Source organism: Mycobacterium sp. Soil_C_30 (assembly GCF_057656995.1).
In genome coordinates, this window is the sequence record NZ_JBDGJH010000026.1 from 12,466 (window position 1) to 29,514 (window position 17,049).

Below are 17,049 nucleotides of genomic sequence, written 5' to 3' on the forward strand. Positions count from 1 at the left end.
TTGGCGTGTGTCAGGTCCCGAAGTACTCGTGGATTTGGCGGATTGCCATAGACCCTTCACCGACTGCGGACGCCACCCGCTTGACCGAACCGCTACGCACATCGCCCGCGGCGAATACGCCGGGTCGACAGGTCTCCAGCATCATCGGTCGACGTCGTGTGTCTATCTGATGCTGGTAGACGTCGGAATAGAGCGCGGCTTGGCCCGTTGTCACGTAGCCGCGGCCATCGAGTTCGATTGTGCCAGCGAGCCAAGCAGTGTTGGGATCGGCACCGATGAAAACGAACAGAGCGCGGGCCTGGATCGTATGACGGTCGCCGGATCGGTTGTCCTCCGCGACCACCGCCGTGAGGACGCCATCTCCGTGTACTTCCCTGATCTCAGTACACGCACTCACGGTAATACGGGGATGCTGGCCAATCTGGTCGACAAGATATCGGGACATATCCGCATTGAGGTCCGCACCGCGGATCAGTACATGGACCCGGGAAACCCGTGCGGCGAGGAAGATCGCCGCCTGGCCCGCGGAATTACCGCCCCCGACTATGACGACGGGGCCCGTGCCACACATCAACGCCTCTTGACAGGTTGCGGCGTAGTACACGCCGTTACCCTCGAACGCTTCGATTCCGGGAACGGCCAGCTTGCGATAACGCGCTCCCATCGCGAGCACTATTGCCCGCGCCGTTACTGACGTCTTGTCACCGAATCGAAGGAGATGTTGTCCGCCATCGGTTTCCAGACCGGTGGCCTCCGCCGAGACCACGATCCGCGCGCCAAATTTCTCGGCCTGGAAACCGGCCCGTTCGGCTAGATCGGCACCTGAGATACCACCCGGAAACCCCAGGTAGTTCTCGATTCTCGAAGAGGTTCCGGCCTGCCCGCCAGTTGCGATTCGCTCCATTGCCGCGGTGATCAGACCATCCGAGGCGCCGTAGACCGCCGCCGCGAGGCCGGCCGGACCAGCCCCCACCACCACGACGTCGAATTCATCGGGCGCTGTGTCGGCTACGGGTAGGCCCACCCGACGGGCCAGGTCGGTGTTGCTCGGGTTACGCAGCACCTCACCGCCCCAGATGACCACCGGCGTGTCTTGGGGCGGCACGCCGAACCGCTGCAACAACCGCTCTGCGTGCTCATCACGCTCAGTGTCAATCCATCGGTGCGGCAGTCTGTTTCGAGTCACAAATTCTCGAAGCCGCACGGTCTCGGGATCAAAAGAGGATCCTATGATCCGCAATCCAGAGCCCTCCTTGATCAGCATCGAGCGGCGTAACAGAAACGCGCGCAAGATGAGGTCACTGAGTACAGGATCGTGGGCGCACAAGGCGCGTACCCGCTCGGTCGGTACTACGAGTACTTCGCCGGGATCTATCACTTCCGCGGTGTAAAACGCGGCCTGACCTTCGAGGTCGCCCAACTCACCCAGGAACCGTCCCGGACCATGGACCCGGATCACATTTCGATTGCCAGCATCGTCGGTACTGATGACCGCGACCTTGCCGGACAGGACGACGAACAGGTGATCGGAGCGTTCACCTTCGCGAACCAGCGTTTCACCTTTGGCGACGCTACGCCGGGCACCGCCTGCCTCGAGGATGGCCACCTGGACGTCCGACAGTCGCGGGTACGCCCCGTCTGTATCGGGGGTTTCCGCCAGCGGAGTCGAGGCACGCTGGTCGACGGTGACCTCAGACATAGTTCTCATGGACATAGCACCAGCGCCAGCCCTCTCCCGGCTCCATGGACTGCACGATGGGGTGGCCGACTGCGTGCGCGTGCGCCCGGGCGTGCCGCATCGGTGACGAGTCGCAGCAGCCGACGTGCCCGCACGTCAGGCACAGCCGCAGGTGCACCCATGGTGTGCCCAGCCGAAGACAGTCCTCACAGCCGTCGGTGTGTGGACGCACCTCGCGGATCGCCACCACATGTGGATCCACGGTCGGGGAAGTCTTCATGCCTGCGCCTCCGTGACGTTGCTATCCGACAGTGCCTGGTCAAGCCAGCGTCTCAGCGCGGCAACCGAAGATGCGCCAGATTGGCGTCCCAGAACTTTGTGATCGTTGATGAGCAGAAGTGTTGGCACCGCCTGGATTGCGAATTGGCTGGCGACCGCGGGCGCCTTGTCCACATCCACCTTGACGAGTTTCAACTGGCCGGAGCGCTCGGTGGCAAGCTGTTCGAGTGCCGGGCTGATGGTCCGGCACGGACCGCACCAGGTGGCCCATACGTCGACGAGAACCGGTACCGCCGAGCTTTCGACGATTTCGGTGAAATCCCCGTCTCCGGCCGTGGCGATCCACGGCAGCCACTGGTGACAGTTGGCGCAACGGGGCGTTCCAGTGGCCGCGGCTGGTACCCGATTGCGCTTTCCGCAGTGTGGACATGTCGTGATGTCAGATTCCATGACACCTCTCCTGCCAGCCCGCCATGACCGGTTTCGAAAACCCTGTGGCGAGTTCGTTATTCTCCAGACTGACGCGGTTTTTGCCACCGCCGGCAATGCCGCCGGGTCGTCCTGGCGTGCGACCCCATCGATGCGCTCCGTTCACCAAACCCCCTCACGACCACACTCTGCTGAAGCGAACCGGATCATGCATCGACCCTCGAGTGCGAAAGAAGGGCAGCCAGACAGTCCTTCGGGGACGGGCTTGTGCGCCGAGGAAGCGACCTCTCCGTTTCGACGCTGGCCGACCGGGTATCGCTTGGCGGTGGCTTTCGACGCCACCGTCTGGAGTCGGCATGAGCGGTCGAACGTGCACCATCTTGCTCATCGCCGATCCCGGTGTACCGGCACGACTGGCCCAGCGCACAGCCGATTCACTGCCGAACAAACTCGGCGACCGATGGAGTCCATCGGTGCGGTGGGACACGTCCGTTCGCGTCGAGCCGCATCTTCGTGACGAACAAGCGTCATTTCTTGACGTCATTGAATCAATGCAGCCGTCGAGGGAAAACGCTGACGTCGTCATATACATGACTGACTTGCCTCGCCGAGACAACCGTATTCCAGTGATCGCCGAGGTCAGTGCTGCGCACGGCTTCGGACTCATCTCCGTCGCCGGGGTGGGCGCCGCGCTGGTCTCGCGCCGTGTGTTGGATCTGGTGGTACTGGCCATCGCCGTGGTGACAAGACAGCCAGAACTGAAACCACGAAGTGCCGCTCGCTTGACCTCGCAAGAGATTCGCGAAGGAGTCCGCTACTTCGCTCCACGTGGCCTTCGTCGACTCCGTCTGCTGGCTGGGATGGTACGTGCCAACCGGCCGTGGCGGTTGGTCGTCGGCCTCTCGAAGGTGCTCGTGGTTGCGCTCGGTTCCGCGGCGCTGGCGCTCGCAACCGATACGATCTGGCTGTTCGCCGATACGATGGGTCCTTGGCGAATGTGCGCGACCACTGTCTTTTCCATCGGCGCAATGGTCACCTGGTTGATCCTTGATCACGAACTCTGGGAGCGTCCGGAGTCCCCGGCCGAACGTGAGCGGTCAACGCTCTACAACATCGCGACCCTGATCACGCTGAGCATCGGCGTCGCTGTGCTCCATGTGGCGTTGTTCGTCTCAGTTCTTCTCGCTGCCGGTATGACGCTGAGACCGGACGTCTTTGAGCAAACACTCGGTCATCCGGTATCGATCGCGGACTATTTGACGCTCGGGTGGTTGGTTGCCGCCATCTCTACCGTCGGCGGGGCGCTGGGATCAGGACTCGAAGACGACGCCGGAGTCAGGGCGGCCGCCTACGGAATCCGGCAACGGCAACGGTTCGACGAGTAGCGCCAACTGAGCGCTTATGTTCGATCCCCTTATGTAACGGAGTCTTTCGCATGACGCGGCGCGATACTCTCCGCACCGACCTCGAGGTCACGTTCTTGGCACGTCCTTCGTCAGGCCACCAGAGCCGGTTCCGAATAATCCACGGTGAGCTCGCCGTTTTCGGAGGTAACGCGGATCTTGCCACCGCCTGCAATGTCGCCGCGTAACAAGGCTCGGCCGATCTTGGTTTCCACCTCGTGGGCAATGTAGCGGCGCAACGGCCGTGCTCCGTACACCGGGTCGTAGCCGTGCCCGGCGATCAACCGGCGCGCCTCGGTGGTGATCTCGAGCTCGATTTGCCTTTGCGCCAACCGCTCCCGCAGTTCTTCCAGCTGCAGACCGACGATATGTTCGAGCTGCGGCAGTGACAGCGGGGTGAACAACACGATGTCGTCGACGCGGTTGAGGAACTCAGGCCGGAAGTGTGCGCGCAGCTCGGCCATCACCCGGTCACGCGCGTCGGGCTTGATCTCGCCGTCCGTGGTGACGCCGTCGAGCAGGTGGAGCGATCCGATGTTGGAGGTCATGATGACCACGGTGTTGCGGAAGTCGACCTGGCGACCCTGCGCATCGGTGAGCCGGCCGTCGTCGAGCACCTGCAGCAGGGTGTTGAACACATCAGCGTGCGCCTTTTCGATCTCGTCGAGCAGGACCACCGAGTACGGCTTGCGACGCACCGCTTCGGTGAGCTGGCCACCCTCCTCGTAGCCGACGTATCCTGGTGGCGCGCCGACCAATCGGCTTACCGTGTGTCGCTCCTGATATTCGCTCATGTCGAGCCTGACCATGTTCTCCTCGCTGTCGAACAGCGCAGCGGCCAATGTCTTTGCGAGCTCGGTCTTGCCGACACCGGTGGGACCGAGAAAGATGAACGAACCGATTGGGCGGCGTGGGTCCCGGATTCCGGAGCGAGCGCGAATGACGGCATCGGCGACCACCTGGACCGCTTCGTCCTGGCCGATCACCCGCTCGTGGAGGATCTCGTCGAGTCGCAGCAGCTTTTCCCGTTCGCCCTCCTGCAGTCGCGTAACCGGGATGCCGGTCCATGCGGCCACGATTTCGGCGATCTCGTCTTCGGTGACGACTTCACGTAGCAGTGGCTTGTCGCCCTGTTTGGACCTCAGCTGCTCCTCGGCCGCGTGCAGTTTGCGTTCCAGTTCGGTGATCTGGCCGTAGCGCAATTCGGCCGCTCGGTTGAGGTCATAGTTGCGTTCGGCCTCCTCGGCATCGCGCCGGAGTTGCTCGAGTTGTCCGCGTAGTTCCTGTACCCGCCGGATCGCCTGTCGTTCGGCATCCCATTGTGCGTGCCGGGCGTCGGCGTCGGCCCGCAGATCGGCCAGTTCTTTGCGAAGTTCGGCCAAGCGGGCCTCGCTCGCCGGGTCGGTCTCCTTGGCCAGCGCCGCCTCCTCGATCTCGAGCCGGGTGACCCGACGGGTTACCTCATCCAACTCCGCTGGCATGGAGTCGATTTCGGTACGCAGCCGTGCGCACGCTTCGTCCACCAGGTCGATCGCCTTGTCGGGCAGGAAGCGGTCGGTGATGTAGCGGTGCGACAACGTCGCGGCCGCCACCAATGCCCCATCCTGAATACGCACGCCATGGAAGACCTCGAGGCGCTCGCGCAGGCCGCGCAGGATCGAGATGGTGTCCTCGACGTCGGGTTCCTCGACCAGAACGGTCTGGAACCGGCGCTCCAGGGCGGCGTCCTTCTCGATGTGCTTGCGGTATTCGTCCAAGGTGGTGGCACCGATCATGTGCAGTTCGCCGCGGGCAAGCATCGGCTTGAGCATGTTGCCCGCGTCCAGTGAACCCTCGACCGCTCCTGCGCCCACCACGGTATGCAATTCGTCGACGAACAACAAGATCTGTCCCTCGCCGGCCTTCACCTCTGACAGCACCGCCTGCAACCGTTCCTCGAACTCACCCCGGTACTTCGCGCCTGCTACCAGTGAGCCCATGTCGAGGGAGAAGATCGTCTTGTCCCGCAGCCCTTCTGGCACGTCGCCGCGCACGATCCGCTGAGCCAGGCCCTCCACGATGGCCGTCTTGCCCACTCCGGGGTCGCCGATGAGTACCGGGTTGTTCTTGGTCTTGCGGCTCAGAATCTGGATCACCCGGCGGATTTCGGCATCCCGGCCGATAACGGGATCCAGTTTCCCGGCACGGCCCTCGGCCACCAGGTCGCGGCCGTACTTCTCCAGCGCCTCGTACGCTCCCTCGGGGGTCGCAGAGGTAACCCGCTGGTTGCCCCGAACCTTGGACAGTGCAGCCAGGAACGAGTCCCGGGTCACGTTGTGGGAGGCGAGGATTCTGCCGGCAGCTGTCGACGTACCCTCTTCGGCCAGGGCGATCACGAGGTGTTCCACGGACACGTACTCGTCCTTGAGCCGCTTGGCCTCCCGTCCGGCCGCCTCGAGCAGATTGGCCAGACGTCTGGTGACAGTGACCTGGCCGGGCGCTGCGCCGGGCCCGGATACCCTGGGGCGGCGGTTCAGCTCCCGGTCCAGATCCGCGCGCAGCGCGGCGACGTCGGCGTCCGCCTGGTCCAGCAGCCGGGGTACCAGACCCTCGGGCTGGTCGATCAGCGCCATCAACAGATGTTCGCCGTCGACTTCGATATGACCCATCCGGGTCGCGATGCTCTGCGCTTCGGCCAACGCTTCCTGTGACTTCTGCGTCAGCTTGTTGATGTCCACGATGATGTCCTCCTTCCGCGAGAGGTGGATTCCAGCTCTTCGATGTGGTCCAGCAGGTCGAGCACCAGTCCGATTGCCGCGTAGTTCAGTCCCAGACCCGTCCTCAACCGCTGGATGCGCGCGACCGTCACCAACGCCGACGGTTCGAACGAAGGCTCGCCGCGGGCATCCCGCCGGCAGGCGACGAGGCCGAGCGCGACCAGTCGGCGCACCATGTCAGGATGCAATCCGCAGCGCGTTGCGAACACGTCGAGTGGCATACCGGGCCGCCGCGCCAGGACATAACGTGGTGCGGTCATCATCCCCTCCTCGGGTCGAACGTGGACACCGCCGCCAGTTGTTCGAACAGCTCACGTTCCCGCGCAGTGGGTTTCGGTGGCACCATCACCTTGATCTCGGCGTAGAGATCTCCTGCGGGACCCCGCGCATTGGGCATCCCTTCACCGCGCAGACGCAACTTCCGACCGGTCGAGGACCCTGGGGGCACCTTGACTTTCGCTTCGCCGCCGGGAGTCCGGACCGCGACAGTGATCCCCAGCACCGCCTCCCACGGCGACACCGGCAGATCAACACTGATGTCGCGTCCGTCGAGCCGGAACTGGGGATGCGGCTTGATGCGCACCCTCAGGTACAGATCTCCGGCCGGCCCATCGCCGCTACCCCGGCCGCCCTCTCCCGCCAGCCGTATTCGCTGACCGTCGATGACGCCGGCGGGAATGGTGACCCTGTAGTTGCGGCCGTCCAGTGAGAGTTGCCGTTTGCCTCCCCGGTAGGCCTCCTCGACGGTCAGTTCCAGCTCTGCTTCCTGGTCAGCCCCGGGGACCGGCCCGAATCCGCCTCCACGGCCGAACATGTCGCCGAAAAGGTCCTCGATGTTGATGCCGCCGCCGGCACCGCCGAAGCCCTGGGCGTTGCGCACCCGCGCGCCGGATCGCCCGGCGCCGCCGAAGCCACCGGCACTGGCAGCTGCTCGCTCCTCCCAGTCCTCGGGAACCTGCCGGAAGTCCTCGCCGAACCGGTCGTAGCGCTTGCGGGTGTCGGGATCCGACAACACCTGGTAGGCCTCATTGACCTCTTTGAACCGGTCTTCGGCCGCCGGATCCTTGTTGACGTCCGGGTGGTACTTGCGGGCCAGCGTGCGGAACGCCTGCTGGATCTGGTCGGAGGTCGCGTCCCGCGACACCCCGAGGGCCTCGTAGTAGTCGCGCGCCACCCGATCTCACTCCTCGCGTCGGCTTACGACCACAGCTGCCGGCCGCAACTGGGTCGAGCCTTGTCCGTAACCCGGGCGCAGCACTTCCACGACTGTCCCTGGTGTCTTGTCAGCGTGCTCGACGACACCGACCACCTCGTGGCGCTGCGGGTCGAACGGCACCCCGGCCTGGGCATCGCGCGGATAACCGAGCTGCTCGAGCACCTGCAGCGCCTGCCCCAGAATGCTCCGCACGCCCTCGACGACCGCGTCGGATTGGTCACCGGTGTGCGCGATCGCCCGCTCCAAGTTGTCCACGATGGGCAGCCAGGCACCGGCCACCCTGGCCCGTTCCGTTGTTCGTTCGCGGTCCAGTTCGCGGGCGTACCGCTTTCGCAGGTTGTCCAGATCCGCGACCGCGCGACGCCAACGGTCCTCGAGCTTGACCAGTTCGGCGTCGGAATCGGCTTGGGAGGCAACCGCTTCAGGCGGGGTTTGCTCAACCGCGCCATGGTCCTCGTTGGTCTTCGAATGTTCTGTCGAACTGACCATGGCGGCTCAGCCCCGATCGAACTCGGCGTCGACCACGTCGTCGTCACCGACTCGCGAGCCATGGCCGTTACCAAACGGCTCCTGCTGCCTTTCGCCGCCGGCTGGGGTGGGCTGCAGCCCGTAGAGTGCCTGCTGCAGTTCCGATGTCAGCGATTGCACCCGTTCCAGCGGGGCCTCGTCCTTGATGGCTTGCCGAGCGTCGGCCACCAGCATCTCGGCGCGAGCCCGGTCGTGTGGCGCGGCGGAGTCGCCCAGCTCGCCGAGGCGGCGCTCGACTTGATAAGCCACCGAATCGAGTTCATTGCGTGCATCGACCTGCCTGCGCAGTTGTTCGTCCTCGCGGCGGTGCGCCTCGGCCTCGGCCAGCATCCGCTCGACCTCGCTCTGATCGAGGTTCGACTGCTCGCTGATGGTGATGCTCTGCTCGGCGCCGGTGTCCTTATCGCGCGCGGTGACATGCAGGATCCCGTTGGCATCGATGTCGAAGATGACCTCGACCTGCGGCTCGCCGCGCGGGGCCGGTCGGATGTTTTCCAGCTTGAACCTGCCGAGTACGCGGTTGTCCCTGGCCATCTCGCGTTCGCCCTGCAGTACAACGATATCCACGGCCGGCTGATTGTCTGCAGCGGTGCTGAACACCTCACTGCGCCGGGCTGGGATGGTGGTGTTGCGCTCGATGATCTTGGTCATCACGCCACCGGCGGTCTCCACACCCAATGACAGCGGGGTGACATCGAGCAGCAGGACGTCGGAGACCTCGCCCTTGAGCACGCCCGCCTGGATCGCGGCACCCATGGCAACCACCTCGTCGGGGTTGACGGTCATGTTCGGGTCCTTGCCGCCGGTGAGCCGGCGGACCAGCGCCTGGACGGCGGGGATGCGGGTCGACCCGCCGACCAGGATGACCTCGTCGATGTCGTTGGCCGTCACCTTGGCATCGCCCATCGCTTGCTTGACCGGACCCATGCAGCGTTCCACCAGATCGTGCGTGAGTTCATCGAACTTCGACCGATTGATGGTCATGGTGAGGTGTTTGGGGCCGTTGGCGTCGGCGGTGACAAACGGCAGGTTGACCTGTGTCTGTGTGACCGAGGACAGTTCGACCTTCGCCTTCTCGGCCGCCTCGAACAGCCGCTGCAGCGCCTGCGAATCTTTACGCAGATCGATGTTGTTCTCGCGCTGGAACTCGTCGGCCAGATAGTCCACGAGCCGCCGGTCGAAGTCGTCGCCACCCAGATGGGTATCACCGGCGGTGGAGCGAACCTCGACCACCCCGTCACCGACGTCGAGAAGGCTGACATCGAACGTCCCGCCGCCGAGGTCGAAGACCAGCACAGTCTCATGGCCTTTTTTGTCCAGCCCGTAGCTCAGCGCCGCGGCCGTGGGCTCGTTGATGATGCGCAGCACATCCAGCCCGGCGATCCGGCCGGCATCCTTGGTGGCGTTGCGTTGCGCGTCGTTGAAGTACGCCGGAACGGTGATCACCGCTTCCTTGACCCGCTCACCGAGGAACTTGCTCGCGTCGTCGACGAGTTTGCGCAGCACCTGCGCGCTGATCTCCTCTGGCGAATATTGCCTGCCACGTACGTCGAACCGGGCGGCGCCGCCCTCGCCCTCTACGACGTGGAAGCTGACGGCCTTGGCCTCCTCCGATATTTCATCGAAGCGGCGACCGATGAATCGTTTCGCCGAATAGATGGTGCCTTCCGGGTTCATGATCGACTGCCGCCTGGCCAGTTGCCCGACCAGACGCTCGCCGTTTTCCGTGAAGGCCACCACCGAGGGCGTGGTTCGCGCGCCCTCGGCGTTGGCAATCACAATCGGCTCCCCGCCCTGCCAGGCGGCGATCACCGAGTTCGTTGTACCGAGATCGATTCCTACCGCTGTTGCCATCGTCTGTTCCTTTCGGTGGTCGGTAGTGAGAATTTGCAACGCACGGTTGGCTACCTCGACGTCGCCGAGGACCTCGTAGTACCTGCCGAAGGCCGCTGACGGAGTGAAAGTCGCGTCGACCCCCCCGCATCGTGTAGAGCAGGAGGCCAATCAGAGCGCCGACGATGACACCCGAGAACGCGCCGTAGCCGGCCAAAGATCGCGCTTGCCTGAAGAGCGGGCTCGTCGAGCTGAACCGCCGAGGTCACCAGCGTCGGATATTCAGCCATCGCTACTCCCAGATGTCGCACGTGTTCAACAGAAGCCTCGACAGCCGCTTGTCGCGGTGCCGCTCGTAAGTCGCTCCCACACATAGAGTCTGGCGATCCGTAGCCGTCGATGCGTGCGCCCGGACAGCCGAAAATCCCGGCTCCGATTCGTCCTGGCAGCACCACAGTGGTGTCAGTGCCAGGCGCGGTGGAAACACAGAGGCCGAAGCCTGTCCTGCGCGGACGGAGGCGTATACCACCGAGGCTGACCACGCCGAATGCTTCAGCACATGAGGATGTTTCAGCGAGTGAATGCCCTGATCACTCTACGTGCCGCACCCCGCAACGCCTGTCACGTGTGGTCACGAAGCAGGTGCCGGCGCCTTGGCGAACTGCTCCACGATCGTCCGGCAGAACGCTGGGAGGTCGTCGGGTGAGCGACTCGAGATCAGGTTCCCGTCGATGACGACCTCCTCGTCGACGACTTCGGCACCGGCATTGCGCAGGTCCGTCCGGATGCTCGGATAGGACGTGAGTGTGCGACCTTTGGCAACACCGGCCTCAACGAGCGTCCACGGTCCGTGACAGATCACCCCGACCGGCTTACCCGAACTCACGAAATCGCACACAAACGCGACCGCTCGCTCGTCGGTCCGAAGCTTGTCGGGATTGACCGTGCCACCGGGCAGAAGCAAGGCGTCATAGTCATCGACCGACGCGTCGGAAACCTCCCGGTCAACGTCAAAAGTGCCAGCGTCGTCGAGATCATTGTTCCGGGCCTGGATCTGTCCCGCATGTAGGGACAACAGGTCGGTCCGAGCACCGGCCTGCTGTACTTCTTGACGCGGGACGTCCAGCTCGATCCGCTCCACACCGTCGGCCGCCAGTATCGCAACTCGTCTGCCTTGCAATGTCTTTGCCATTTCCTGGGTTCCTCCCATATCTCGAGCAACGCCAGTAACCCTGGCATTGGCAGCCCGCACGTCTCTTCGTCCCGCTGGGCCGAATCCGACGACGTCAATTGACATCGGTGAGCCGAGTCCGCACAAATGCCTGTCACAGCGCCAGATCGACTCTTCAGCGCGAGCCGGCGGGGCGAGTCCTGTTCCCATTCTCAACTCAAGAAAAACCCAACGGCGAGGTCGACGCCTCAGTAATCAGTGCGCCGGTGGCTCCGGGAGGACGGGTCCTGCGCAACCCGATGCAGCCCGCGCGGCGACACTCCTCTCAGTGACTTTGATCTGCCTGCTGGGCTGGGGTACCACTGGGTGATTGCCCGAGTTGTGCTGTGACCAGTTGAACTCCCGCGGGGAGATCGCTTACTTCGACGCCGCCGTCTTCGTCGACGGCGATGCTCATCCGCGTTCCGGCAAGAGGCACATTTTCCATGAGCACGGGCAGTAACCGATCCGGGACCATCGGACAGAGCTGGACCTGACCATGCGGAATGTCGGGGTTGAAGCGCAGCAGGCTGCGCAGCACCAGGCGTGTGGACGCAGCAGCCCAGGCCTGGGGCGAACACGACGTCGGATAGGGCACGGGGCATGTGAATTCAGCGCGCGAGAACCCGCAGAACAGCTCGGGCAGCCTCCCGCCGAAGTGATCGGACGCATCCAGAAGGCCCAACGCAATCTGTTGCGTCTCTTCGACGAAACCGTAATTGGCCAGCCCTGCGATAGCGATCGCAGTGTCGTGCGGCCACACCGAACCGTTGTGATAGCTCATCGGGTTGAAGGCGTCCATGTCGGTGGAAAGAGTTCGTACCCCGAAGCCCGAATTCAGCAAAGGTCCCGCGAGATGCGCCGCTACTGCGGCTGCCTTGTCGTCGTCGACGATGCCAGTCCACAGGCAATGGCCCATATTCGAAGCAATGGAGTCCACTTGACGTTTGGCACCATCCAATGCCATCGCGAACGCCTGCTGCTCGGGCATCCAGAAAGCTGAGTTGAACGCCGCTTTCAGCCGCGCCGACCGGCTGCGCCACTGATTGGCGCGGACAGTGTCACCGTCTCCGTCGGCGAGGAACGCTCGCGCCTGAAACGCTGCATACACATATCCTTGTACCTCGCACAGCGCTATCGGCGGGGCGGCCAAATGCCCGTCGGCATGGTTCACGCCGTCAAAAGAGTCCTTCCAGCCCTGATTGACCAGGCCACGGTCGGTATGTCGGCGGTATTCCACGAAACCGTCTCCATCGGCGTCGCCGTACTCGAGAATCCACGCCATGGCGCGGTCGGCCGCCGCCAACAGCGACGGTCGGTCATCGTCGAGAAGCGCTCCCCACCGGTCCAGCTCGGCGAGCAGCATGACGAAAAGCGGTGTGGCGTCCACGGTTCCGTAGTATGTGGTGCCCCCACCCAGCGCTAACGCCGCCTCTGTGCCGAGACGAACCTCGTGAAGGATACGACCCGGCTGCTCCTCCGTCAGAGGGTCTACCCGAGTCCCCTGCAGCCGGGCAAGGGTGCGCAGAGTGTTCACCGCCAAGCGTGGATCCAGCCCCAAGGTCATCCAGGCGGTCAATAATGAATCCCGTCCGAACAGCGCCATGAACCATGGTGCCCCGGCGGCAAGTATCGGATGACCGGGCTGTTTCGGATCTTCGATCTGCAGTGAACCCAGGTCACGGGTACCGACCTCGAGAGAACGATCAAATGCCGAACTGCCGGTGACAATCCGTGGATTCGACAGGCGCCAGGCCTGGAGTCGCTGCGCAGGCCCGCTGCTATCGACCGGTTCACCACAGCGGTGCCGGAGCTGGATTCGATCACCTCCGGTCGACGCCTCCACGGCGAAGCAGGTTGTCCACTGCGACCGTTGCGGCACCACGATCCGGAAGGTGAATCTGCCGGGAGAAACGATCGGGTCCCCCATGGCGGCCGTGATCTGGACACCGCGGGTGTAATCCGGCCCGGCGAACGTGAAGACCATCGACGCCGTGCCGATATCGACGGCCAGGCCGTGCGGCGGCTGTACTCTGCCTTCTTTGACGGCAAAGAGATCCGCGAAATCTGTGTCGACGGCCAAGGACAAGGTGACCCCGACCGGCTCCGCGCCAAGGTTGCGTAAAGTCACGTCCTCACGCATCCCGTCGCCGACCAACCTGTCGCGCAGCACCAGCATCGTGCTGTCCGCCAGCCATTGACGTGGCGGAGTCCGGCCGACGAAGGTTACCCGGTAGGGCTCGGTGGGATCTTCGATCGTGGACAGGTTTTGCACCGGCGCCCCGTCGATGGCAAGCCGCCAGCACGACAACATCCGGGTATCGGCGACGAACAATCCCTGTGGCCGATCGCGATGAATATCGCCCGAGCCGGCCGAGATACAAAACGTGGAACCTTCCAGGAGTGTGACGTCACCGTCGTCGCCGGCCACGGGTGGGCCCGTGCCGGAAGCCCAAGCGCCCGCCGCACCTTCTTCGCCGTCGACCACGCTCACCGGGTAACCATGTCCTGATAGAGGGCGAGGTGGTCAGCGACCATCCGAGTGGTGGAGAAGCGCTGGATGACTGCGGCGCGGCAGGCATCACGGTTCAACTGGTCGACGCAGTGGATCGCGTTCACCAGTTCGGCGGCATCGGCGCACAGGAACCCGGTGCTGCCGCAATCCACGATCTCGGGTGCCGCGCCGTTGAGACAGGCGATGACTGGCGTGCCGCAGGCCATCGCCTCGATCATCACCAACCCGAACGGTTCCGCCCACTGGATCGGGTTCAGGAGCGCCTTGGCTGCACCGAGTAGCGCCAGTTTCGCATCACCGGTGACTTCCCCGACAAAGTGCACATCGTCGGTGAGCAGAGGCGACACTTGTTCAGCAAAGTACGCCTGTTCGAGGGGTTCCCGGTTCTTGGCCGCGATCACCAGCGGCTCGCCTGCGGCACGTGCAGCCAAGACGGCCTCGCGCACCCCCTTCTCCGGGGTCATTCGCCCGAGAAATAACAGGAAATCCCCGTCGCCTGCGCCCAGCGGGTATTCGTCGGGGTCCAGTCCGTGGTGAATGACACGATCCACGGCGATCTCAGGCGCGTGGGACGCTTGGTCGTGTGAAATCGCCACGACGGGTAGCCGCTTTCCATAGCGGCGGTAGATCGTCCGCAGTTCACCGCTGAACGGCCCGTGACATGTGGTGACCACTCGGTCATAGCCGGACGCCAGAGCCCAGGCCGGCCCCAACAGAGTGTGGTCATGAATGATGTCGCAGCCGGCAAGTGCCTCGTAGCCGCCCATGACGTGGGGCAACTCGACCTCGCCGCGGCCGATGCGATCCCAATCCGCCGTGGCCATGGTGTACACAATGGGGACCCGTGCGGTGCTGTCGCCAGTGGCATACAGCACCACCTCGTGTCCGGCCGCAATCAAGCCCTGCGCCAGCTGGCACACCACCGACTCGGTGCCTCCGTAGCCTGACGGGGGTGTCGCCGCCCAAGGCGGCGCCAACAGACCAACCTTCAATGGCTCCTGCGTCATCATGGGTTCATCATGCGAATCAACAGTTACGACCGCACCGGCCCGGTGAGGCGGAAAACTGCGGCGAGGCTGGTCCCGTCAGATTGGGCCATCTAACGAGCACAACCAAGGTCACGATGATGCCGCCCCGTGAAGCCTCGGCAACGTCAATCCTATTGCGGTACAGGAAGGTCAACCAACTGCCATCTGACGGCACATCACCCTACGGCACAGCCTTGTGTAGATACCGGCGGACTGCCGAAGCCAGCTCGCTAGCGGATTCCAGTGGGCTTGCCTGGAACGCAGATGCAACTCGACCGGATCCACCAGGACCCACCCACTGTATGTTCTCGAAAGGTCTGTCAGAGCATAGAACTCTTGATCTGGCTACCGTCGGTTCGCGGATGTCATCGTGAATTCTTGCGCCTGAGTAGTCTTCTCATGAAATAGATGGTCAGGATCCACGGTCCGGCGACGATGAACGGATCCATCCACATGTGCTTCAGGTCGACCCGCTTCCGGCCAAACCGGGACCGGGCGCCGTTGCGGGTGAACTCGGCCTTGATGCCGGTCTCGGTGATCGGGTTGTCCGGATGCAAGCTCAGCAACGAGCGGAGGTGATGCTCGCCGGCGTCGACGCGGTCCGCGTACAGCAGAATCAACCAGTGCGCCGCGCGACCCTCGCTGAACTTGTAAGCGAACCTACGTATGACACCCGAGAGCCCGCTGGGTGGCTGCGCGGTTCCGAACACGGGGGTCAGGAAGCGATGCTCGACGGACCGCTCACGCGGCCACTTCTCGGGCTGACGCTCGGGGAAGTCCCAATGAGCGCCAGTGTCAAGGAACTTCAGCTTGGGAACCGACGGTCGGTCCTCCTTGCTCAGGTCAGCGCCCCAACCGGCAATGCGGGCCCGTAATTCGTCGTTCCCGGGCACCGGAGGATGATCTGGCGTGTAGGCGGGCACCCGATCTGATGCCTGAGTCATATCAATCTCCTTGTGTTGTTCAGTTCTGGTTGACGAGCACGATCGGCTTGATGACGCCGTCCAACTTGGAGGAGAACATGTGATAGCCCTCGGCAATGTGCTCGAGCGGGATGCGATGCGTCACAATGTCGTTGGGCTTGATGTAACCGTTCTGAATGTGCGTCCACAGTCGCGGCCACTGCCGTTTCACCGGGCACTGGTTGGTGTGAATGGTCAGACCCTTGTTCATGGCATCGCCGAACTTCACCGCGCTGAACAACGGCCCGTACGCACCGACCACCGAGACGGTCCCGCCTTTACGGACTGTATCGATCGCCCAGTTGAGGGCGATCGGCGATCCGCCCTGCATCTTGAATTTCGACGTAGACACGTGTTGCAGGAAGTTGCCATCCGCTTCCGCACCGACCGCGTCGATCGCGACGTCGGCACCAAGGAAGTCGGTGGCCTTCTTCATCTCCACCACGATGTCGTCGTACTCGCCGAAGTTGTAGGTCTCGGCGTTGGCGAAACTGCGGGCTTTTTCCAACCGGTACTCCAGGTGGTCGATCACGATGACGCGGCTGGCTCCCATGAACCACGAGGACTTCGCCGCATACAGGCCGACCGGCCCCGCACCGAAGACGATGACGGTGTCTCCTTCGACGATGTCCCCGAGCTGGGCGCCGAAGTACCCCGTCGCCAGTGCGTCGGTGCACAGCAAGGCGTCTTCGTCTTCCATCCATTCGGGGATCACCGACGGACCGACGTCGGCGAAGGGCACCCGAACGAATTCAGCCTGAGCGCCGTCGTAACCACCACAAGTGTGCGAGTAGCCGTAGATTCCGCCCACCGCGGTGGCGTTGGGATTCACGTTGTGGCAGTTGGAGTAGAGGCCCCTGGCACAGAAGTAGCAGGATCCGCAATAGATGTTGAACGGAACCATCACCCGGTCACCCGGTTTGATGTTCTGCACGGACGACCCGACCGTCTCTACAACCCCGATGAATTCGTGTCCGAAGGTGTGGCCGACCCGAGTGTCCGGCATCAAGCCGTGATAGAGGTGCAGGTCGGATCCGCAGATCGCCGCCAGCTCCACGCGCACGATCGCGTCATTGGGATGTTCGATTACCGGAACGTCCTTCTCCTCGATGCGGACTTTGCAGGGTCCGCGGTACGTCATCGCTTTCATTGCGCCTCCTAGTTGAATTGATGGATATCGCCGCGCACTCCGCCCAATTCGCCGGAAAGCGG

14 protein-coding genes are annotated in these 17,049 nt (G+C 63.6%); 1 reads left to right on the top strand and 13 read right to left on the bottom strand.

Annotation, left to right across the window (positions count from 1 at the left end; translation table 11 throughout):
• Window positions 1–10 precede the first annotated feature (10 nt).
• From AC3A6P_RS31510 to trxA, 3 genes are read right to left on the bottom strand one after another with little or no spacing between them, the layout of a single operon-like run.
• Window positions 11–1,699 (bottom strand): FAD-dependent oxidoreductase, encoded by a 1,689-nt coding sequence (locus AC3A6P_RS31510; protein ID WP_487696313.1) that lies wholly within the window; start codon window positions 1,697–1,699, stop codon window positions 11–13.
• Entirely contained in the window at window positions 1,692–1,958 is a 267-nt protein-coding gene (locus tag AC3A6P_RS31515; protein WP_487696314.1) for a UBP-type zinc finger domain-containing protein, read from the bottom strand. Before AC3A6P_RS31515 ends, AC3A6P_RS31510 begins: the two co-directional genes overlap by 8 nt.
• Entirely contained in the window at window positions 1,955–2,407 is a 453-nt protein-coding gene (gene trxA, locus AC3A6P_RS31520; RefSeq protein WP_487696315.1) for a thioredoxin, read from the bottom strand. The genes AC3A6P_RS31515 and trxA overlap by 4 nt, the downstream gene beginning before the upstream one ends.
• A gap of 335 nt (window positions 2,408–2,742) precedes the next feature.
• On the opposite strand from trxA, the gene AC3A6P_RS31525 reads away from it, so the two are divergent.
• Window positions 2,743–3,771: a hypothetical protein gene (locus AC3A6P_RS31525; protein WP_487696316.1), complete on the top strand. Its 1,029-nt coding sequence runs from the start codon at window positions 2,743–2,745 to the stop codon at window positions 3,769–3,771.
• Window positions 3,772–3,881: 110 nt separating this feature from the next.
• Here AC3A6P_RS31525 and clpB read toward each other — a convergent pair whose 3' ends face one another.
• The 10 genes from clpB to AC3A6P_RS31575 form a co-directional block, all read right to left on the bottom strand.
• Complete coding sequence (gene clpB, locus AC3A6P_RS31530; protein WP_487696317.1) at window positions 3,882–6,506, bottom strand: ATP-dependent chaperone ClpB; 2,625 nt, start codon at window positions 6,504–6,506, stop codon at window positions 3,882–3,884.
• On the bottom strand, window positions 6,488–6,805 hold the full coding sequence (locus AC3A6P_RS31535; protein WP_487696318.1) for a chaperone modulator CbpM: 318 nt from the start codon (window positions 6,803–6,805) through the stop codon (window positions 6,488–6,490). Before AC3A6P_RS31535 ends, clpB begins: the two co-directional genes overlap by 19 nt.
• Window positions 6,805–7,719: a DnaJ C-terminal domain-containing protein gene (locus AC3A6P_RS31540; RefSeq protein ID WP_487696319.1), complete on the bottom strand. Its 915-nt coding sequence runs from the start codon at window positions 7,717–7,719 to the stop codon at window positions 6,805–6,807. The genes AC3A6P_RS31535 and AC3A6P_RS31540 overlap by 1 nt, the downstream gene beginning before the upstream one ends.
• A gap of 6 nt (window positions 7,720–7,725) precedes the next feature.
• A complete protein-coding gene (locus tag AC3A6P_RS31545; RefSeq protein WP_487696320.1) occupies window positions 7,726–8,250 on the bottom strand; it encodes a nucleotide exchange factor GrpE in 525 nt (174 codons plus the stop codon).
• Window positions 8,251–8,256: 6 nt separating this feature from the next.
• Window positions 8,257–10,143, bottom strand: a complete 1,887-nt coding sequence (gene dnaK / locus AC3A6P_RS31550; protein WP_487696321.1) for a molecular chaperone DnaK — start codon at window positions 10,141–10,143, stop codon at window positions 8,257–8,259.
• Between the two features lie 610 nt (window positions 10,144–10,753).
• Window positions 10,754–11,314: a type 1 glutamine amidotransferase domain-containing protein gene (locus tag AC3A6P_RS31555; RefSeq protein ID WP_487696384.1), complete on the bottom strand. Its 561-nt coding sequence runs from the start codon at window positions 11,312–11,314 to the stop codon at window positions 10,754–10,756.
• Window positions 11,315–11,618: 304 nt separating this feature from the next.
• Window positions 11,619–13,820, bottom strand: a complete 2,202-nt coding sequence (locus AC3A6P_RS31560) for an amylo-alpha-1,6-glucosidase (protein ID WP_487696385.1) — start codon at window positions 13,818–13,820, stop codon at window positions 11,619–11,621.
• Between the two features lie 2 nt (window positions 13,821–13,822).
• Window positions 13,823–14,857, bottom strand: a complete 1,035-nt coding sequence (locus AC3A6P_RS31565; protein ID WP_487696322.1) for a glycosyltransferase family 4 protein — start codon at window positions 14,855–14,857, stop codon at window positions 13,823–13,825.
• Window positions 14,858–15,240: 383 nt separating this feature from the next.
• Window positions 15,241–15,819, bottom strand: coding sequence for a hypothetical protein (locus tag AC3A6P_RS31570; RefSeq protein WP_487696323.1), 579 nt, complete (start codon window positions 15,817–15,819; stop codon window positions 15,241–15,243).
• 19 nt (window positions 15,820–15,838) lie between these two features.
• A complete protein-coding gene (locus AC3A6P_RS31575; protein ID WP_487696324.1) occupies window positions 15,839–16,987 on the bottom strand; it encodes a zinc-dependent alcohol dehydrogenase in 1,149 nt (382 codons plus the stop codon).
• Between the last annotated feature and the right edge of the window lie 62 nt (window positions 16,988–17,049).